At 73.1% G+C, this 19,319-nt stretch carries 15 protein-coding genes and 1 pseudogene; 10 read left to right on the top strand and 6 right to left on the bottom strand.

Annotated features, from left to right (window positions below):
- Positions 1–212: 212 nt before the first annotated feature.
- Positions 213–1,094: a MurR/RpiR family transcriptional regulator gene (locus AC3ETA_RS11305; protein WP_432192702.1), complete on the bottom strand. Its 882-nt coding sequence runs from the start codon at positions 1,092–1,094 to the stop codon at positions 213–215.
- Positions 1,095–1,352: 258 nt separating this feature from the next.
- Here AC3ETA_RS11305 and AC3ETA_RS11300 point away from each other — a divergent pair.
- A pseudogene (locus AC3ETA_RS11300) lies at positions 1,353–1,772 on the top strand (sugar isomerase domain-containing protein); the annotation flags it as partial.
- A gap of 162 nt (positions 1,773–1,934) precedes the next feature.
- Positions 1,935–2,516 (top strand): Rv1733c family protein, encoded by a 582-nt coding sequence (locus tag AC3ETA_RS11295; protein ID WP_432192701.1) that lies wholly within the window; start codon positions 1,935–1,937, stop codon positions 2,514–2,516.
- 88 nt (positions 2,517–2,604) lie between these two features.
- Here the strand turns inward: AC3ETA_RS11295 and AC3ETA_RS11290 are convergent, their stop codons facing one another.
- The 5 genes from AC3ETA_RS11290 to ligA form a co-directional block, all read right to left on the bottom strand.
- Positions 2,605–3,354, bottom strand: coding sequence for a DUF4142 domain-containing protein (locus tag AC3ETA_RS11290; RefSeq protein WP_432192700.1), 750 nt, complete (start codon positions 3,352–3,354; stop codon positions 2,605–2,607).
- 149 nt (positions 3,355–3,503) lie between these two features.
- Positions 3,504–4,328 (bottom strand): alpha/beta fold hydrolase, encoded by an 825-nt coding sequence (locus AC3ETA_RS11285; RefSeq protein ID WP_432192699.1) that lies wholly within the window; start codon positions 4,326–4,328, stop codon positions 3,504–3,506.
- Between the two features lie 30 nt (positions 4,329–4,358).
- Positions 4,359–5,201, bottom strand: coding sequence for an alpha/beta hydrolase family protein (locus tag AC3ETA_RS11280; protein ID WP_432192698.1), 843 nt, complete (start codon positions 5,199–5,201; stop codon positions 4,359–4,361).
- A gap of 291 nt (positions 5,202–5,492) precedes the next feature.
- Positions 5,493–5,618 carry a hypothetical protein gene (locus AC3ETA_RS11275; RefSeq protein ID WP_432192697.1) on the bottom strand — a complete coding sequence of 42 codons (126 nt, stop codon included), beginning with the start codon at positions 5,616–5,618 and terminating at the stop codon, positions 5,493–5,495.
- Between the two features lie 156 nt (positions 5,619–5,774).
- Positions 5,775–7,871, bottom strand: coding sequence for an NAD-dependent DNA ligase LigA (ligA, locus tag AC3ETA_RS11270; RefSeq protein WP_432192696.1), 2,097 nt, complete (start codon positions 7,869–7,871; stop codon positions 5,775–5,777).
- 187 nt (positions 7,872–8,058) lie between these two features.
- Here ligA and AC3ETA_RS11265 point away from each other — a divergent pair, with 187 nt between their 5' ends.
- The 8 genes from AC3ETA_RS11265 to AC3ETA_RS11230 all read left to right on the top strand — a co-directional run bounded on the left by AC3ETA_RS11265 (position 8,059) and on the right by AC3ETA_RS11230 (position 19,316).
- Positions 8,059–11,022, top strand: a complete 2,964-nt coding sequence (locus AC3ETA_RS11265; RefSeq protein WP_432192695.1) for a SpoIIE family protein phosphatase — start codon at positions 8,059–8,061, stop codon at positions 11,020–11,022.
- Between the two features lie 509 nt (positions 11,023–11,531).
- Positions 11,532–12,788, top strand: coding sequence for an ATP-grasp domain-containing protein (locus AC3ETA_RS11260; protein ID WP_432192694.1), 1,257 nt, complete (start codon positions 11,532–11,534; stop codon positions 12,786–12,788).
- Positions 12,785–13,630 carry a Rossmann-like domain-containing protein gene (locus tag AC3ETA_RS11255; RefSeq protein WP_432192693.1) on the top strand — a complete coding sequence of 282 codons (846 nt, stop codon included), beginning with the start codon at positions 12,785–12,787 and terminating at the stop codon, positions 13,628–13,630. The genes AC3ETA_RS11260 and AC3ETA_RS11255 overlap by 4 nt, the downstream gene beginning before the upstream one ends.
- Complete coding sequence (locus tag AC3ETA_RS11250) at positions 13,627–14,703, top strand: PLP-dependent cysteine synthase family protein (protein WP_432192692.1); 1,077 nt, start codon at positions 13,627–13,629, stop codon at positions 14,701–14,703. Before AC3ETA_RS11255 ends, AC3ETA_RS11250 begins: the two co-directional genes overlap by 4 nt.
- The gene (locus AC3ETA_RS11245; RefSeq protein ID WP_432192691.1) at positions 14,700–15,737 is read left to right on the top strand and encodes a dipeptide epimerase; all 1,038 of its coding nucleotides are present in this window, start codon (positions 14,700–14,702) and stop codon (positions 15,735–15,737) included. Before AC3ETA_RS11250 ends, AC3ETA_RS11245 begins: the two co-directional genes overlap by 4 nt.
- A complete protein-coding gene (locus AC3ETA_RS11240; protein ID WP_432192690.1) occupies positions 15,721–16,944 on the top strand; it encodes an MFS transporter in 1,224 nt (407 codons plus the stop codon). Before AC3ETA_RS11245 ends, AC3ETA_RS11240 begins: the two co-directional genes overlap by 17 nt.
- Positions 16,941–17,738, top strand: coding sequence for a class I SAM-dependent methyltransferase (locus AC3ETA_RS11235; RefSeq protein WP_432192689.1), 798 nt, complete (start codon positions 16,941–16,943; stop codon positions 17,736–17,738). The genes AC3ETA_RS11240 and AC3ETA_RS11235 overlap by 4 nt, the downstream gene beginning before the upstream one ends.
- 15 nt (positions 17,739–17,753) lie before the next feature.
- A complete protein-coding gene (locus tag AC3ETA_RS11230; protein WP_432192688.1) occupies positions 17,754–19,316 on the top strand; it encodes an ABC transporter substrate-binding protein in 1,563 nt (520 codons plus the stop codon).
- Positions 19,317–19,319 lie beyond the last annotated feature (3 nt).

Below are 19,319 nucleotides of genomic sequence, written 5' to 3'. Positions count from 1 at the left end.
AGCGACCGTGGTGGGGCGTGTGGTGGACGCCCGAGCGGGACGGCAGCCGGGGCGCGGTGGCGCCCGCCCGGCTCAGTGTCGAAGGGCCCGGGGCCGCCGTGCCCGGAAGCACGAACGCCCCGCCCCGTTGTGGCACTTGAAGCCGCCCGAGCCGACGGTCACCGCCGGCCGGGGACGGCACGGGTGCTTCCGCAGTGCGGAACCGGCTGCGTTCAGCGCGAACGCCGGGACTTCACCGTGTGCTGCGCGACGATGTGGTCCGTCAGCGCCAGTGAGGCGCTCGCGCGCTGGTAGGAGAGCTGGGCGACCCGGACGTAGAGGCAGTCGATCAGGACCAGGACCGAGTGCCGGCCGCCGATGCCGGTGAGGAAGCCGGTCTCCGAGGCGGTCGAGACGAGCCGGATGTCGGCGGCCTTCGCGAGCGCCGAGCGAGGGTCGGAGGTGATCGCCACGGTCGTGGCGCCGCGCTCCCTTGCCAGCTCCAGCGGCTCGACCGTCTCCCGGGTGGCCCCGGAGTGCGAGATGCCGATGGCCACGTCCGCCGGGGTGAGCAGGGCGGCGGAGGTCGCGGCCGCGTGCACCTCGGTCCAGCCGCGCACCGCGCAGCCGATCCGGAACAGCCGCGTCTCGGTCTCCTGCGCCACGGCCCCGCTGCCGCCGACCCCGTACACATCGATCCGGCGGGCCCGTGCCGCCGCCTGCGCGGCCCGCTCGATCGCGTCCAGGTCGATGCGGTCGACGGTCTGCTGCACCGCACGCAGGTCCGTGCTGCCCACGACCTGCACGACCCGCTCCAGGGAGTCGTCCGGGGAGATCTCCGGGCCGATCTCGGCGGTGCCCCAGTCGGAGACCTGGCCGCGGCCGCGCTCCTGGGCCAGCTCGATCAGCAGATGCTGGTAGGAGTCGAGGCCGATGGCGCGGCAGAAACGGGTCACCGTCGCCTGCGAGGTACCGGTGCGACGGCCCAGCTCGGCGGCCGAACAGCGGGTGACGGCGGCCGGATCCTCCAGGATCAGCTCGCCGACCTTCCGCAGTGAGCCGGCGAGCCTGGGCAGTTCGGTGCGGATCAGGGTCGTGACGTCCGTCGGGGCCATGGAACGAAGGTATCAGCCACCGGATTTCTCACAGCTTGAATACCAGGACCGGCCCGACGGGCTGCTCGCCGGTGGCCTACGGCCCGAGACAAGTCTCATGGCCCGTACCACTTGGCGTGTGGTTCGGTGATTCACCGATGCGGCAACGCGGGGTGGTTTCATCCAGCGGCGGTTGTCCAGCGAGTCATCCCGTGGCGGGGAGTGAGTGACGCGTGTCCGACGCGTCCGTGAGCGCCCGGCGCTTCGCGCGCGGGAGCCGACCTGTTCGTCGTGATCTCCAACTCCGGTGTCGACAACGGCGTCGTGGAAATGGCCTTGCAGGCCAAGGAGCGCGGCCATCGCATCCTGGTGGTCACCTCCCTCGCCCACACCCGAGCGGTCCCCGCCGGCCACCCGAGCGGCCCGAAGCTCGCCGACCTCGCGGACGTGGTCCTCGACAACGCCGCCCCGCGCGGCGACGCGCTGATGGAACTGCCCGGCGGAGGTGCGGTGCGCGCTCTTTCGACCCTGACCGGAGTCCTGCCCGGGCAGATGGCCGTGGCCGAGGCGGCCGCGCTGCTCATCGCCGCCGGGGAGCGTCCGCCCGTGTACGTCTGCGCCAACGTGCCCGGTGGTTTCGAGGGCAGCCTGGAGCTGGAGAAGCGGTACGCCGGCCGGGTCAGGCGCACCGCGAGCTGATCGATCCCGGGTGCCGGCGTGGCCGTCGCGACCCCGGATGAATGAATCCACCCAGAGGTGCTGCGATTGCTGAATGTTTCATTCGGTGCTGTCTCGACCTACGCGAAAGCGCCAACAGGCGCACACTGGAAGGGTGCTGTCGGTGCTCAAGGGGGTGTCGGCATGGCTGTGTCCCGGTGCACGAAGGTGCGGCTCTGGCGGTGGCGGCGCAATCCGCTGCGGCGGCGAAGCGACGTCATCGAGGCCTGGATCGTGCTGTGCGGATGGCTCCTCGCGCTGGTCGGCGCCGTCCTCGGGGGCCTGGTGGCGGCGGACGCGGTCGTGCGCTCGGCGGAGCACCAGCGGGCCCAGAGCCACAAGGTGACGGCCGTCCTCGTGAAGGACGCGGAGGATCCGGGGCCGGCCCGGGTGACCACCGACCATCTGGTGTGGGCCACCGTCCGCTGGACCGACACGAACGGCTCGACGCGCACCGACGAGGCACGGGTGCCGCCCCACATGAAGGCGGGCGGCAAGGTCGAGGTGTGGACCGACCGCACCGGCGTCCTGCCCAAGGAGCCCCTGACGGAGACCGAGATGACGCTGCACGCGGTCGCCGGCGGCATCCTGGCCGGGGCGGGCACCGCGGGTCTCGTGCTCGGGTCCGCCTGGGTGGTCCGGCTCGGGATCGAACGGCGGCGTCTGGACCAGTGGGCCGCCGAATGGGAGCAGCTGGACACGCCCTGGGGGCGGAAGACCGGCTGAGCGGTGCGATCGGGCGCTGCCGGACGCGAGCAGGGCCCCGGAGTGATTCCTCCGGGCCCTGCTCATTCGACAGGCGACCGACCGTCCGTCACTTGACGTCCGCGCTCGGCAGCGCCGTCGGGGACGCGGTGTCGAGGTCCTCCAGGCCCTTGGGGATGGCGAGCGTGAGGACCGGCGAGCCCGGCTGGGGCGCGGGCGGGGTGAGCTGGTCCTTGGGGAGCTTCGGCGGGGTGGTCTGCTGGAAGTTGTTCGCGTCGAAGTTCACCAGGCCGGTCTTCTCCAGGACCGTGATGTGGTCGAGCACGGTGTCGTTGGCCAGGTCGGCCAGCTGACGGACCATCGTGTTCTGGGTGTTGGCCCGGATCTTCGCGATGACCGGGAAGATCTGCCCGTGCGTCACACGCATGATGGCGGTACCGGTGGCGTCGAACTCCTTGCCCGTCTTGGAGTCCACCGTTGCCACGAACTGCTGCTGCTGCGGGCTGGCCTGGTTGGGCAGCGTGATGTTCAGCTCGGACGCGATCTTGCGACAGGCCAGGTCGAGCCGGGCGTGTCCGACGACCAAGTGCTCGCCTGCCTCCTTCATCTCCGGGGTGGTCCCGCGCTGCATCGCCATCATGCCCAGCGGGTGCTCCCACAGCCCGGCGGCGCGGACCTTGACGACGAAGTCCCGGTCGGCCTCGGTGAGCGGACCGTACTGCGTGTTGGCGATGACGCGGTCCTGGTTTGCGGAGGTGGTCTCCACGCCCAGCATGGCCGGGTAGGCGAGCGCGGAGAGGGTGAGGACGAGCGCGCCTCCCACGAAGACGGTTCCTACCATGCGGCGCGAGACGGGCATCGTGCCTCCTGACGTGAGCGGCTTGGTCTCCAGGAAGTACGGATGGAACGCGCGAAACAATCACGGCCGCGGGAAAAAACTTGCGGTTCTCCGTGCGTCGTCCGTCACATTCGCCCGCGAACCGTGCGGGGCGAGCACGCCGTTCGGCCTCACGGCGCCCGGCGGCCCAGGGCGACCAGCGCGGACACCTGACGCACGTACTCGGTGGGGTGGGTGACGTGCGGGATGTGTCCGGCGCCTTCGAAGGTGTACGTCGCCGCCTGCGGGAGCGCGCCGGAGAGCCGGCCGACGATGCCGGCGAACCACGGCGGGCTCTCGCTGCCCTTCGTCAGCACCGCGGGACCCGTGTATCCGGAGAGGCCTGCGAGGTCGAGGTCCGCCCATCCCGGGTCGCCCTGCTCGTCGGCGAAGGTGGCCGCGTTCACGCGGAAGGTCTCCCGCACCCGGTCCGGCATCCGATCCCACTCTCCCGGACCGAGCGCGACCTCCTCCACGAACTGCCGCGCCCCGGCCAGCGATTCACCGGCCCGCAGCCGCTCGACCACGGCGGCCAGGCGCCGTTTGGCCGCTGCGAGCAACGGCCCCGACCCGGGGTCGTCGGCCACGAGGCCCAGCAGCGGCGGCTCGTGCGCGAGGATGCCCCGGAAGAGCTCGGGGCGACGGCCGGCCAGCCCCAACGCGGTCGACGCGCCGAAGGAGTTGCCCGCGACGAACGCGGGGGCGAAGCCGAGGCTCTCCATCAGTGCCGCCAGATCGTCCTCGTCCTCACGGCGTGAGCCCTGCCCCGGCGGGCAGTCGCTCCTGCTGTGCCCGCGGCGGTCGTAGACCAGCACCCGACGGTCCCGGGTGAGGTCCTTCATCACCGGCGCCCAGTTGTAGTGGTCGCCCCAGGACCCATGGACCAGGACCAGCGGATCGCCGCCGCCGGCCACCTCGTAGTAGAGCTCGACGCCGTTCACCGAGACATGTGGCATACGGGTGCTCTCCTGTTCTCGTGCCGTCGGTCACCGCAGGTTCCGGTCGAAGAAGCTCATCGTGACGTCCATCGATTCCGCCCACCGCGGCCCGAACGTGTGCCCCTCGCCCCGGTACGTCCGCAGCTCCACGTCCTTGCCCGCCGCCTCGAACGCGGCGACCGTCGCCCTCGTCCAGGCCGGCGGGCAGGTGTCGTCGGCGGTGCCGTGGTGGATCAGGAGGGGCTCGGTGACCCGGTCGACGTACGTGACCGGCGAGACCTGCCGCCAGAACTCGGGGTTCTCCCGCGGGGTGCCGTGCGCGGCCTCGATCTCCTCGACGAGCGGGTCGCCCTCCGGCCGCTGGAACCGGTCGATGTTCTCCTGCGGACGCGAGCTGACCGGTGCGTACACGGCGGCGGCGTCGACCAGCCCCGGCGCCACGACCAGCGCGTTGTACACGACCCCGCCGCCCATCGACCGCCCCAGCAGCCCGATCCGTCCGTCGTCGACGTTCGGCCGGGACGCGGATCGCAGGGCGTGCACGGCGTTGATGACGTCCTCGGTGTAGCCGAGCCGCAGATTGAGGTCGTTGTCCGGATCGTCGTCGGAGCCCGCGTGGTTGCGGTAGTCGGTGTGCAGGACGACGTACCCGCCCCGCGCGAGGACGTCCTGCTCGCGTGGCATTCCGCGGCCGGTGGTGTAGACGTCCGGGTCGATGTAGCCGTGCGCCAGCACCAACGCCGGGAACGGCCCGTCGCCCCGCGGGACGTTCATGATCCCCGAGATCTTCAGGCCGTTCGACCGATAGGTGACGGCGTACTGCGTGTACGCATCCGTGCGAACCCGTACCCCGCCGAGCCGCAGATCCGACCCCCGCTGCTCGCGCTCCATCAAAGCCGGAAGGGAGACCGGATCGCCGGGACTGGGCGAAACCGAGGCCGAGCCGGATGCCGTGGCCGTCGCCGTCGCGCCTGCGGACCCGCTCCCGCCCCGAGCCGACGCCGTATGCGCACCCGCGGCACCCTGCCCATCACTCCCGGTGCACCCGACGGCAACCACCAGCACCAACCCGGCGGCAACCCCGACGAGGCCCCGTAGCGACCGCATGGGGTCGAGTATGGCGCGGATCGTCCGGGTCGGCTCTGTGGGAGCGGTGGCCGGGTGTCCGGTGGGCGGCGAGCCTCAGGCCGACGGCTCCTTGGCCGGCGTCAGGCCGAACGGGCCCGCTGCTGCCTTGAGGCGCTGCACGGTGGTCAGGCGGATGGCGAAGTACATGGCGGCGAGGATGTGCAGTACGTCGGATGCCATGTACTGCTCCACCCCCTCTTTCGTCTCCACGGGCGAGAAGAGAACAGGCACAGACCCGCGGAACATCGCGTGGCCGAGGCACGGTATGCCGATCCCGTCCACCCCGTCCATGACAAATTCCGCAGGGCGGACCCTGTCCGCCCCGCCCGCCGGCGATCAGCCGAGACAGTCCGCGACGAGGAGTGCGAACTCGTCCGGGGTGGCGAGCCGGACGCCGAGGTCCTCGGCCTTGGCGCGCTTGGACCCGGCGGCCTCCCCGGCGACCACGAGGCTGGTCTTCTTGGACACGCTGGACGAGGAGCGGCCGCCGGCCCGTTCGATGAGTTCGTTCATCTGGTTGCGGCTGAGCTTCTCCAGGGGACCGGTCATGGCGCCGGTGACCACCACGGTCATCCCGGAGAGGGGACCGCCGGCCGGGGCGTCGGTCGTGGCGGCATCGGTGGCGGTCTCGGTGGCGATGGCGTCCATGGGGACGAAGGTGGCGCCCGGCTCGGTCATGTTGACTCCGGCGGCGGCGAGTTTGTCGATCAGACCGGCGAGTTCGGCGAGCTCCGCGACGATCGAAGGTGCCTTCTCGGCTCCGATGCCCTCGACCTGCTGCAACAGCTCGGCATCGGCGGCACGGATGTTCTCCATGGTCGCGAAGTGCCGGGCGATGCGGCGGGACATGGAGCGGCCCGTGCCCCGGACGCCCAGGGCGCACAGGACCCTCGACAGCGGGCGGGCCTTCGCCGTGGCGAGGGCGGCCAGCAGGTTGTCGGTGCTGGTCTCACCCATCCGTTCCAGTCCGAGGAGCTGTTCGCGGGTCAGGGTGAACAGGTCGGCGAGATCGGCGACCAGTCCGGCCTCGACGAGCTGCACGACGCGGGTGGCTCCCAGGCCCTCGATGTCGAGCTGGTCGCGGCCGGCGGCGTAGGAGAGGGAGGCGACCAGGTGGCAGTTGCGTCCCTGTTCGCACCGCCAGCGTTCCTGGCCGGTGTCGATGGCCGAGCCGCAGCGCGGGCACGCCTCGGGGAAGACGATCGGCTTCTCGTCGCCGGTGCGCAGATGGGCGACCGGGGCCTCGATGCGCGGGATGACGTCACCCGCTCGGTGCACCATCACCCGGTCGCCCAGCCGCAGATCGCGCCGGGTGATGTCGGCGGGGTTGTGGAGCGTGGCGTAGGTGATGGTGGAGCCGTCGATCTCGACCGGCTCCAGGACGCCGCGCGGGGCGATGATGCCGGTGCGGCCCACATTCCACTCGACGTCCAGGAGCCGGGTGATCTTCTCCACGGCCGGCAGCTTGTAGGCGATCGCCCAGCGCGGGGCCCGCGATCCGTTTCCGGCGGCCCGCTGGTCGGCGGCGCGATCGGCCTTGATGACGATCCCGTCGATCCCGAACGGCAGCTCGGCGCGCAGCGCGGCTATCTCCCGCACCCGGGTCAGGACGTCGTCCGTGGTGCCGGCGGTGACGCCGGGCACCTCGGTGGTGGCGGTGGTGTGCACGCCCAGCCGCCCGGCCAGCTCCATGAGCTCGCTGTGCGCGAGGCCGTCCAGCCGCGTGGTCAGAGCCTCGTCGGTGTCGGGCAGCGGCAGCAGACCGTAGCCGAAGAACGTCATCGGGACCGTGTAGGCGCGGTCCTTGGCCCGCAGGGTGCCCGCCGCGGCGTTGCGGGGGTTGGCGAACGGCTGCCCGCCGTGCGCGGTGCGCACCTCGTTGGCGTGCTCGAACTGCGTGCCCGTCATGAGGACTTCGCCGCGCACCTCCACGGTGACCGGCTCGGTGAGGGTCTCGGGCAGGCCCTCGATGGTGCTCATCGCGTGCGAGACGTCCTCCCCGGCCGTCCCGTCACCGCGTGTGATCAGCCGCGTCAGCCGCCCCTCGGTGTACCGGGCCGCGATCGCGAGACCGTCGAGCTTCGCCTCGACGCTGTATCTCTCCGCCTCGTGCCCGATCCGGCGGGCCAGCGAGGCCGTCCACGCCGTGAACTGCTCGGCCGAGAACACGTTGTCCAGACTCAGCATCGCGACCGTGTGCGGCACATCGCCCTCGACGGCGCCGCCGGCGACCTTGCCGCTCGGCGAGCCGGGCAGCACAGAGCCGGGATGATCGGCCTCCCACGCGGCGATCCCCCGCATCAGCCGGTCGTAGGTGTCGTCGTCGAGCGGGGACGTGCCGTCCGTGTAATAGGCGGCCGCGGCCTGCACGACGTCCTCGACGGCCCGTGCGTACCCGGCGGCGTCCACGATCTGCGCAACTGGTGTGGTCATGCCTGTCATCCTGCCTGCCATCACTGACAACGCCCTCCGCCGAGCGCCGGCGCCCACCGCCGCCTGCGAGGGCCGGGCGAGCAATTGTGATGCACGTCACGGAAGGGCTAGGGTGATAGCGCTTGGCGAAGCCCCCGGGTCGCGGGCCGAGCAGTGGTGCGCGTCCGGCCCGGCTTCGGGTGAGGAAGTGGTCCCGTTGTCCGTCGCCTGGGACGACATCGGCGGTCTCGTCGATGCCCATGAACGATTCCTCGCCGGCTCCCTGGTCGAGTCGGACGTGCGGGACTCGGTGCTCGACTCCTGGAAACGCTGCCGTTCCGTCGGTCTCGAGCCGCACCGCCTGCTGGTCCGGTACACCGAGGACGTCGCTCTGGACGAACGGTTCCGGCATGCCGCCGACCCCGTCCTGGCCGACCTGACCAGCTCTTTCGCCGATGCCAGCATGACCATCGCGCTGTGCGACGGACAGGGCCGCATGGTCGAGCGGCTCGGCGGCGACCGGCAGCTGCGCGACCGCCTCGACGCGGTGCGGTTCGCCCCCGGCTTCGACGCCTCCGAGTCGGTCGTCGGCACCAACGGCGTCGGCACCGCGCTCGCCGAGCGCGGCCCCGTGTACATCACCGGCCGCGAGCACTTCGCCGACTGCCTCCAGCCCTTCGCCTGCGCGGGCGCCCCGGTGCGCGACCCGCTCAGCGGACGCATCGAGGCCGTCCTCGACATCACCTGTCTGCGCGACCAGGGCGACCCCGCCATGGTGCGGATGGTCCGCGAGGCCGCCCGGAGCATCGAGGCGCGGCTGCTGGAGCAGGCCGACCTGCGCGAGCGGGCGCTCCTCGCCGCGTACCGGCGGGCCGACGGCCGTGCCAGGGACCGGCCCGGACAGCCCGACGGGTTGCGGCCCGACCTGGACGGCGGGGCGCTCGGCCGGATCGACATGGCCGTGCTGCGCGCCAGGGCCGAGGAGCTCATCGCCTCCCCGCATCGCACGCTCGACGAGGTCACGCTGCCCAGCGGCCGCACCGCGACGCTGCTGCGCCGCCAGGTCACGGGCGCGGCGGGGGAGAACGGCGTAGCCGTAGAGGCCCGCGTCCTGGGCGGCCCACGCCTCAGCCATCGCGACGTGGTTCCGGGGGAGACGGGGAGCGCGCCGGCGACGGCAGGGGACGGGCAGCTCGGATCGGCGGTGCGGCGGCCGGCCGGATCGCCCGTGCGCGGTCCCGTCGCGTCGGTGGCACCGGGCCTGGCCGGCCTGGCACCGCAGGGCACGGCCCCGTCGCCTCCACCTGCGGCGCCGACACCAGTGCCCCCTTTCACGCAGGCCGGATCACCCTCGGCCCCGGCCTCTCCGCGCGGACCGCTGAACGTCCCACAGGCCGCACCCGCCACCACCCCGGACGGGCAGGCCGCAGGCGCCGAAGGCTGGTTGCTGCTCGTCGGGGAGCCCGGTGTCGGCCGGCTGGCCATGCTCGCGCGGCGGCGGCTGGAGTTGCTGCACGACGCGAGCGTGCGGATCGGCACCACCCTGGACGTCACCCGCACCGCCGAGGAACTCGCCGAGGTGACCGTCCCCCGGTTCGCCGACTTCGTCGCGGTCGACCTGCCCGACTCGGTGCTGCGCGGCGAGGAACCGGAGGCGCTCGGCGGCCGCACCGCGCTGCGCCGCGTCGCCATCCGCGCCGTACGCAAGCAGCCGCACAATCTGTACGACGTGGGGGACACCGTCGAGTACGTCCCCTCCACGCCGCAGGCCCGCTCCCTGGAAACCCGGCAGTCCGTCATGGAACCGGTCCTGACCGAGGCGGACGGGTGGATCGCGCAGGACCCGGAGCGGCTGACACCGGTATTGGAGGCCGGCATCCACTCCCTGATCACCGTGCCGCTGCGGGCCCGCGGCACGACCCTCGGCGTGGTCAGCTTCTACCGTTCGCTGCAACCCGACTCCTACGAGGACGACGACCTGTCCCTCGCCCAGGAGCTGGTCGGCCGCGCGGCGATCTGCATCGACAACGCCCGCCGCTACACCCGCGAGCACAACACCGCCCTCGCCCTCCAGCGCAGCCTGCTGCCGAGGGGCCGTTCCGAGCAGAGCGCCGTCGAGGTCGCCTACCGCTATCTGCCCGCGCAGGCCGGCGTCGGCGGCGACTGGTTCGACGTCATCCCGCTGTCCGGCGCCCGCGTCGCACTCGTCGTCGGCGACGTGGTCGGGCACGGCCTGCACGCCGCCGCCACGATGGGCCGGCTGCGCACGGCCGTCCACAACTTCTGCTCCCTGGACCTGTCGCCCGACGACCTCCTCACCCACCTCGACGACCTGGTCGGACGGCTCGACCGGGGCGAGGGCTGGGCGGCGGAGAACAGTCCCGACTCCGGCATCGTCGGAGCCACCTGTCTCTACGCCGTCTACGATCCGGTGTCCCGGCGCTGCACCCTCACCCGCGCCGGGCACCCCTTGCCCGCGGTCGTCGCACCCGACGGCAGTGTCGAGTTCGTCGACCTCCCTGCCTGCCCGCCCCTCGGCCTCGGCGGCATGCCCTTCGAGACGGTCGAGCTGGAACTGGCGGAGGGCAGCCGACTGGTGCTGTACACCGACGGTCTGGTCGAGGACCGGCACCGTGACATCGACGCCGGCCTCGACGACCTCCGCGCCGTCCTGGCCGGTGCCGACCGCTCGCCCGAGGACACCTGCGAGGCCGTCCTCGACGCCCTGCTGCCGGCCCGGCCCGGCGACGACGTGGCGCTGCTCGTCGCCCGTACGCACACGCTGGGTGCCGACCGGGTGGCCCAGTGGGACCTGCCCAGCGATCCGGCGGTCGTCTCCCGCTCCCGCGCGGCGGTCACCGCCCAGCTCGCCGAGTGGGGCCTGGAGGAGCTGACCTTCACCACCGAACTGATCGCCAGCGAACTGGTCACCAACGCCATCCGGCACGCCACCGGCCCGGTCCAGCTGCGTCTGCTCCGCGACCGCGCACTGATCTGCGAGGTGTCCGACGGCAGCGGCACCTCGCCCCGGCTGCGCCGCGCCCAGAGCACGGACGAGGGTGGCCGCGGCCTGTTCCTCGTCGCCCGGCTGACCGAGCGCTGGGGTACGCGCTACACGCCCCACGGCAAGGTCATCTGGACGGAGCAGCCCCTGCCCGGGCGCTGCCCCTGAGGGGCGCCGCGATATTCGGGGCACCCGCGATCGCGCGGGCGCATCCCGGGGCCCGCGGCCCCGGCCGCCCCACCCCACCGAACACCGCTCCCCGGCGCCACCCCGTCGACGAGACAGGCCGCCACCGCACCCGGGAGACGGCGATCTCGACGGGCCGGCCCGAGGGGTGGTGCCGGTCGAGCGGGACGGTGAGGTGCCCGCACTCCCCGTGGTCCGGGGCGGGCGGCCTCGGCACGGAAGCGCCCGCACGCGCCGAAGGCCGGGCCGCTCGCCGCGCGGGTGGGGGCGGCCGTGGGGAGCGGGGCTGCGGCGGCCACGAAGGCGCACCGCACGGCGGTGGGGCGGGGCAGGACGGACAAGGTCGCTCCGGGTCTCGGGCGGTCGGGTAAGAACGGGTAGCAAATGAAAATGATTATCGATAGCGTGTGCCCGTCAAGTCCGGCCCCCTCCCGCCGAGGGGTGCCCCGGGCTGCCCTGACGACGGAACCCATGGCACGAAAAGGGGAGTTGTGGCTCATCTGCTGGTGGTCGAGAGCTGGGTCGGATCGATGAGCAGGCTGCTGCCGCGCGCCATCCGCGAGGGCGGGCACGAGTTCACCTTCCTCACCCGTGACCTGCACCACTACCTGCGCTCGGCGCCCGAGGGGACCGCGCACCCGCTGCTCGGCGCCCGCAACGTGCTCACCGCCGACACCAACGACACCGACGCCCTGCTGCCCGAGGTGGGACGGCTGCACTCGGTGCTCGGCTTCGACGGAGTGATCACGTCCTGCGACTACTACCTGCCGGCGGTGGCCCGCATCGCCGGGCACCTCGGGCTGCCCGGCCCCGGACCCGAGGCCGTGGCGAACGCCTGCCGCAAGGACGCCACCCGCCGGATCCTCGCCGAGGCGGGTCTGCCCGGACCGCGCTTCGCCGTGCACGAGGAGTGGGCCGACCTCGCGCGGGCCGCCCGTGAGATCGGCTACCCGCTCGTCGCCAAGCCGGTCGACCTGTGCGCCGGCATGTACGTCCGGCGCATCGAGCACGAGGCCGAACTGGCCGCGCTCTTCCGGACGCTGGCCGCCTTCCCGGTCAATGCCCGGGGTCAGCGACGCACCCCCGCCGTGCTTCTCGAAGAGCTCCTCGACGGCCCCGAGGTGAGTGTCGAGACCGTGTCGTACGCGGGCGCGGTCCACCTGGTCGGCGTCACCGACAAGACCGTCGGCGGGGCGCCCGCCTTCATCGAGACCGGCCACATGTTCCCGGCCGCGCTGCCGCCTGCCGACATCGAGGCCGCCGAGCAGACCACGCTCGGCGCGCTCAAGGCACTCGGGCTGACGGACGCCGTCGTCGCGCACACCGAGATCAAGCTGACCTCCGCCGGGCCGCGTGTCGTCGAGGTCAACCCCCGCCCCGCGGGCAACCGCATCACCGAGCTCGTCCGCCATGTCACCGGCATCGACCTCGCCGCCGCCTGTGTGGACGTCGCCCTCGGCCGCAGGCCCGACCTCAGGCGCACCGACACCGGGCTGCGCAGCGCCGCCATCGGCTTCCTCGTCCCGGACCGCCCCGGCACCCTCGAAGCGCTCGGCCCTCGCCGGCCCGCCGCCGAACCGGACGTGCTGGAGGTGCGGCTCGCCGAGCCCGGCACGGCCGTGAAGGCCGCGGGCAGCAACAACGAGTACCTCGGTCACGTCATGGCGGGCGACTGTGAGGGTCCCGGCGCCCGCGACCGAGTCGAGCGGCTGCTGACGGCCCTGCGCGCCGGGCTGGTGATCCGGTGACCTCCGTCGGCGCACGGCCCGCTGCGCCCGTCAGGACGTACGGCGATCTCGTCGCCGACGTCCGCGCGGGTGCCCTCGGGCCCGACCCGCGCACGCTGCGCATCGCCGTCGCCTTCACCACCCGGCAGGCCGTGCGGCACGACGGGCGCGGCACCGGCTACCGCAACGAGGTGCTCAGCCTGCGGCTCGCCGAGGCCGTCGGCTCGTGCGCGGTCGAACCCGGCGAACTGCCCGACGGAGCGCTGGACGACTGCGTGGGCGCTGACGTGGCGGCCCTCCTCCGGCATCCGCTGCCCGCGGTGCGGGTGGCCGCCCTCGACGCCTACCTGATGCATGTCGCCCCGCACATCCCGCGGCACGGGGCCCACCCCGTCGCCCTGCCCGCCGGTTCGTCGCTCGAGAAGTCCCGGGCGCGGGCGAGGGCCGTCGTCGAGCTGCTGGACCTGCCGGACGGCGGCACAGTGCTCGTCGTCGGGGTCGTCAACTCCCTGCTGGAGGAGCTGCGTTCGCGTGGCCTCGGCTATGTGCCGTGCGACCTCAAGGGCGGGGTCACGGAGTGGGGCGAGCCGGTCGTCACCGACGCGCCCGCCGCTGCCGGGAGCTGCGAGGCTCTGCTGGTCTCGGGGATGACCCTGGGCAACGGCACCTTCGAGCCGCTGCGCGCGCACGCCCTGCGGCACGGCAAGCAGCTGGTGCTGTTCGCGCAGACCGGCAGCGCCGTGCTGCCCCGCTTCCTGGGGCACGGGGTCACCGCGGTGTGCGCGGAGCCGTACCCCTTCTTCTGGCTCGACGGGGGCCCCGGTGTCGTCCACCGGTACCGCTGTTCCGGGGGTGGGCGATGACCGCGACGGTCGTACGTCCCACCGCGCAGCGGGAGTTGCTCGCCCTGCTCGGCCGTACCCCGGTCGTGCGGGTCACGGCCGGACTGCCGAACGCCCACCCCGGGTTCTGGGCCAAGCTCGAAGGGCTCGCCGCGGGCGGCATGAAGGCGCGGGCCGCCGTGTCGATGCTGCTCGGCGCGCGCGAACGCGGCGAACTGCGCCCCGGCGCGCCCGTGGTGGAGTCCACCTCCGGCACCCTCGGCATCGGGCTCGCCTTCGCCGGACAGGCCCTCGGCCACCCCGTCGTCCTGGTCGGCGACAGCGAACTGGAGCTTTCCATGCGGCAGTTGCTGCGTGCGCACGGCGTCCGCCTGGAGCTCGTCGACCGTCCCGCGCCGCAGGGCGGCTGGCAGGCGGCCCGGCTCGGCCGGCTGCGCGAACTGCTCGCGGAACTCCCCGGCGCCTACTGGCCCGACCAGTACAACAACCCCGACAACACCGCCGGCTACGCCTCCCTCGCCGCCGAACTCACCGCCCAGCTCGACCACCTGGACGTCCTCGTGTGCAGCGTCGGCACCGGCGGGCACAGCGCCGGCGTCATCGGCCCGCTGCGCCGGCACTGGCCCGCGCTGCGGCTCGTCGGCGTAGACGCGACCGGCTCGACGATCTTCGGGCAGCCCGCCCGCCCCCGTCTGATGCGCGGCCTCGGCAGCAGCATCCACCCGCGCAACGTCGCCTACGACGCCTTCGACGAAGTCCACTGGATCGGCCCCGCCGAGGCCGTGGACAGCTGCCGGCGGCTCGCCCGGGAATCGTTCGTCAGCGGCGGCTGGAGCACCGGCGCGGTCGCCAGGGTCGCCGCCTGGGCGGCCCGTGTGCACCCCGGCGCGGTCGTCGCGACCGTGTTCCCCGACGGGCCGCACCGCTACCTCGGCACCGTCTACGACGACGACTTCATCGCCGCCCACGGCCTCGACCTGGCCGGCGCCGCCACCCGGCCCGTGGAGATACCGCATCCCTGCGCCGCCGAGGCGAGCGGGTGGGCGCGGTGCGCGCGGGTCGCCGATCCCCTCTCCGCCGGAAGGACACGATGAAGGCCCGCCTGCGCACCGTACGACTCGAACTCGCCGAGCCGCTGCGCATCTCCCGCTCCGTCATGACCGCCCGCGACGCCGTGTGGCTGAGCGTCGAGCACGACGGCGTCACCGGCCACGGCGAGGCCGTCAGCAGCGCGTACTACGGGCTGGACGCCGACACGCTCGTACGGCTGATCACGGCCGTCGGCCTGGAACGCTTCCCCGGCCCCGAGAGCGCCCTGGAGGCCCTGCCCTCCGGCGCCGTACCGCCCGCCGTGACCGCCGCCGTCGAGTCCGCGCTGCTGGACCTCGCCGGCAAGCGGGCCGGTGTGCCCGTCCACCGGCTCCTCGGCACCGAGGCGTCCTTCGGCGTCGCCACCGCACGCACCATCGGCATCACCTCGCTCACGCACGCCGCCGCCACGGCCCGGCACCTGGCCGCGAGCGGATTCGAGGTCCTCAAGGTGAAGGCGGGCTCGCCCGATCCCGAGGACGACGTGGAGCGGGTACGCGTCGTCCGGGACGCGGCACCGCGAGCGCGGCTGCTGCTGGACCCGAACGGGGCCTGGAGCAGGGCGCAGGCCGAGCGGCTGCTGCCCCGCTTCGCCGCGCTCGGCGTCGAGGCCGTCGAACAGCCGCTGCCGCCCGGCGACCCGGACGCGCTGGCCGCCCTCGCCGAGAGGTCGCCGCTGCCCGTCATCGCCGACGAGGACGCCGCGGGCGTCGACGACGTGCGACGGCTCGCCGGGCGCGTCCACGGCGTCAACGTCAAGCTCGCCAAATGCGGAGGAGTCCGGGCGGCCCTGCGCATCGCCGAGCTGATCGAGGGCAGCGGGACGGAGCTGATGCTCGGCTGCCTCACCGCCAGCACGCTCGGCCTGGCACCCGCCGTCCACCTCGCCGACCGCGCCCGCTGGGCCGACCTCGACGGGCATCTGCTGCTCGCCCGCGACCCGTGGCGCGGCATCGGCGGCGCCGACGGCGTCGTACGCCCAAGTGGCCTGCCCGGACTGGGAGTCGAGGAGGTGATCGCGCATGAGGACGTGGCGTGAGATGCGCCGCTTCCCGTTCGCCGTCCAGTTGCTGCTGGCCAACCAGCTCGGCGTCAACACCGGCTTCTACCTCCTCATCCCCTACCTCGCCACCCACCTCGGCGAGAACCTGGGCATGTCGGCGGCGGTCGTCGGGATCGTCCTCGGGGTGCGCAACCTCAGCCAGCAGGGCCTGTTCATCATCGGCGGCTCGGCAGCCGACCGGCTCGGGGCGCGGGGCGTCATCATCGCCGGGTGCGCGCTGCGGACCGTCGGGTTCGCGCTGTTCGCGCTGGGCGACGGGCTGCCGGTGCTGCTCGCCGCGTCCGTGCTCAGCGGGCTCGCGGGGGCGCTGTTCAACCCGGCCGTGCGGGCGTATCTCGCGCAGGAGGCGGGCGAGCGCAGGGCGGAGGCGTTCGCGCTGTTCAACGTGTTCGCCACGACCGGAGCGCTCGTCGGGCCGCTGCTGGGCAGCGTCCTGCTCCTCGTCGACTTCCGCACGTCCGCGCTGACCGCCGCCGGCATCTTCGCCGTGCTCACCGTGGCACAGGCCCTCGTCCTGCCCGCGCGCAAGGTGGAGCCGAGCGGCAGCGGGGTCCTCGGGGACTGGCGCGAGGTGCTCGGCAACCGGGCCTTCCTGGCCTTCTCGCTCGCCATGGTCGGCATGTTCACCCTGGAGAACCAGCTGTACCTGCTGCTGCCGGACGGTGCCCGGGAGGCCACCGGCTGGGACGGGGCCGCGGGCATCGTCCTCCTCGTCGGCACGGTCGCCAACCTGGCGTTCCAGCTGAGGATCACCAGGTCACTCACGTTCCGTGGCGACAGGGCGCGTTGGATCGCCGTGGGGCTCGCGGTGATGGCGTTCGCCTTCCTGCCGCCCGTCCTCGTCCCGGGCGCCGTGCCGGTCCTCGTGAGCGCGCTGCTGCTCCACCTCGGCATCATGATCGCCTCGCCGTTCGTGATGGAGCTGATCCCGCGCTTCGGCCGTCCCGGGCTGACCGGCACGTACTTCGGGATCTTCTACGTCGTCTCGGGTATCGCGGCGGCCGTCGGCAACACCGTCGTCGGGTGGGCCATGGACGCGGGGGAGAGCGCGGGCCGTGCCTGGCTGCCGTGGGTGTGCTGTGCGGTGTCCGGGGCGGCCTCGGCGGGCGGGGTCGCATGGCTGCGTCGCCGTGGCGCGCTCCCGGCGCCCGCGGAACCGGTGCGGGAGAAGGCCGACGCATGACCGACGGCAACCTGCTCACCGACCACCCCGCCCTCTACGAGGCCCGCTTCCCCGACCCCGGCCGGCTCGCCGGACGCTGGGCCGAGGACTGCCTGCGCCGCCACGACGCCGGCCCGCGCGTTCTCGACATGGGCTGCGGCACCGGCCGTGACGCCGCCCGACTGCACCGCGCGGGCCGTACGGTGACCGGCGCCGACCTCTCCGAGGCGATGCTCGCCCACGCCCGCGCGCATCACCCGGGACCGGAGTACGTCCGGGCCGACCTGCGCGGCTTCGATCTGCGGGAGCTGGGAGGGGCCGCCTTCGACGCGGTCGTCTGCCTGGACAGCTCCCTGCTGTACTGCCACACCAACGACCAGCTCGACGGCTTCCTGGACTCCTGCCGCCGCGCCCTCACGCCGGGCGGGCTGCTGGTCGCGGAGATGCGCAACGGGGCGTACTTCCTGGGCAGGACCGATCTTCTCGATGTCCCGTCCGGCAACTCCTTCACCTGGCAGGGCGTCGCCCACCGGTCGACGACCACGCTGACCGTCGACCGCACCGCCCAGCTTCTGCGCCGTACCCGCCTCTGGACCCGCGACGACGGCTCGCCGCCCGTCACCCAGCACTCCGCCTGGCGGCTGCTGTTCCCGCACGAGCTGCGGCACTTCCTCACCGCGCACGGCTTCGAGGTCCTCGAACTGCACGACGGACCCGGACCGCGCACCGAACCGCCGTGGCAGGACGGCAGGTTGCCCGGAGCCGCCACGGACGCGGACCGGCTGCACCTCGTCGCCCGCCTGCACACCCACTGACCCGAAGGACCAGTCATGAACGACGGACGTTTCCCCGGCCTGCACCGACGCGGCTTCCTCGCCGCCACCACCGGCGCCGCCACCGCACTCGCCCTCACCGGATGCGCCGGTTCCGGCGGGACGGCGGCCTCCGACGGCGCCCCGAAGCGCGGCGGCCGACTGCGCGCCGCCTTCGCCGGCGGCGGCGCGAGCGAGACCCTCGATCCCCACCTGGCGAGCCTCTTCGCCGACGCCGCCCGGGCCAAGGCCCTCTTCGACAAGCTCGCCGACTACGGAGCCGACCTCTCCGCCCGGCCCCGGCTCGCGGAGCGCTGGGAGCCCAACAAGACCCTGGACCGCTGGCGGGTGACGCTGCGCAAGGCCGTCTTCCACGACGGCAAGCCGGTCACCGCCGAGGACGTCCTCTACAGCTACCGCCGGATCGCCGACCCGGAGCAGGCGTTCCGCGCGAAGGCGTCCCTGGAGCCCATCGACCTCGACGCCAGCCGCGCCACCGGCGACCGGAACATCGAGTTCGTGCTCAAGCGACCGACGGCCGAATTCCCCAACGTCCTGGCCGCGTTCGGCGCCTACATCGTCCCGAGCGACGCCACCCGCTTCGACGAGCGGCCCATCGGCTCCGGCCCCTTCCGGTTCGTGTCCTTCGCGCCCGGCCGCTCCGCCGTCTTCCGCCGTTTCGACGACCACTGGGACGGCGCCCCGCTCCTCGACGAGATCGAGTTCGTCGTCGCCAACGAGGAGTCCGCCCGCGTGGGCGCCCTCCTCGGCGGCCAGGTCGAGTACGCGCACGAACTCAACCCGACCACCGCCCGCGCCCACGAGGGGGGCGGACGGATCGAGATCGTGCGGCTGCGCAACAGCGCCATGCAGGCGTTCTGCATGAAGACCGACCGGGCACCCTTCGACGACAAGCGGGTGCGCGAGGCGTTCTTCCTCATCGCCGACCGGCAGGAACTCGTCGACGGCGCGCTGTCCGGCGCGGGCGAGGTCGGCAACGACCTGTTCGGCAAGGGCTACGAGTACTACGCCGCCGACCTGCCGCAGCGCACCCAGGACCTCGACCGCGCCCGCGCCCTGCTCAAGCAGGCCGGCGCCGAGAACCTCAAGGTCACCCTGGACACCTCCGCCGTCGCCGCCGGGTTCACCGAGGCCGCCGGCATCTTCCGCGACCAGGCCGCGAAGGCGGGCGTCACGATCGACGTGCGGATGGGCAGCAAGGACTCCTACTGGAGCGACATCCTCGACGGCGGCACCCTGTGCTGCTACCGCTCCGGCGCCATGCCCGTCGAGGCCCACATCTCCCAGCGGCTGCTCACCGACTCCACCACCAACGCCACCAAGTGGCGGCACAAGGACTTCGACGCCCTCTACCGGCAGGCCCAGTCCACCCGCGACAGGACCGAGCGGGCCGCCGTCTACGGGCGCATGCAGCGCCGTCTGCACACCGAGGGCGGCTTCCTCGTGTGGGGCTTCGCCGACTGGATCATCGCAACGGCCAGGTCGGTGAAGGGGATCGAGACGAAGGCCCCCGCCAACACCCTGGACTGGGCCCGTTTCGACAGGGTGTGGCTGGCGTGAGAA

This window comes from Streptomyces sp. bgisy027 (genome assembly GCF_057710365.1).
This window is presented reverse-complemented; position numbering and strand designations above follow the sequence as displayed.

Coding starts and splice junctions, on each gene's coding strand:
- AC3ETA_RS11290 (WP_432192700.1), bottom strand. CDS start 3,354: ATGCCCGTCTCGCGCCGCATGGTAGGAACCGTCTTCGTGGGAGGCGCG.
- AC3ETA_RS11230 (WP_432192688.1), top strand. CDS start 17,754: ATGAACGACGGACGTTTCCCCGGCCTGCACCGACGCGGCTTCCTCGCC.
- AC3ETA_RS11305 (WP_432192702.1), bottom strand. CDS start 1,094: ATGGCCCCGACGGACGTCACGACCCTGATCCGCACCGAACTGCCCAGG.
- AC3ETA_RS11235 (WP_432192689.1), top strand. CDS start 16,941: ATGACCGACGGCAACCTGCTCACCGACCACCCCGCCCTCTACGAGGCC.
- AC3ETA_RS11245 (WP_432192691.1), top strand. CDS start 14,700: ATGAAGGCCCGCCTGCGCACCGTACGACTCGAACTCGCCGAGCCGCTG.
- ligA (WP_432192696.1), bottom strand. CDS start 7,871: ATGACCACACCAGTTGCGCAGATCGTGGACGCCGCCGGGTACGCACGG.
- AC3ETA_RS11285 (WP_432192699.1), bottom strand. CDS start 4,328: ATGCCACATGTCTCGGTGAACGGCGTCGAGCTCTACTACGAGGTGGCC.
- AC3ETA_RS11250 (WP_432192692.1), top strand. CDS start 13,627: ATGACCGCGACGGTCGTACGTCCCACCGCGCAGCGGGAGTTGCTCGCC.
- AC3ETA_RS11275 (WP_432192697.1), bottom strand. CDS start 5,618: ATGGCATCCGACGTACTGCACATCCTCGCCGCCATGTACTTCGCCATC.
- AC3ETA_RS11240 (WP_432192690.1), top strand. CDS start 15,721: ATGAGGACGTGGCGTGAGATGCGCCGCTTCCCGTTCGCCGTCCAGTTG.
- AC3ETA_RS11295 (WP_432192701.1), top strand. CDS start 1,935: ATGGCTGTGTCCCGGTGCACGAAGGTGCGGCTCTGGCGGTGGCGGCGC.
- AC3ETA_RS11280 (WP_432192698.1), bottom strand. CDS start 5,201: ATGGAGCGCGAGCAGCGGGGGTCGGATCTGCGGCTCGGCGGGGTACGG.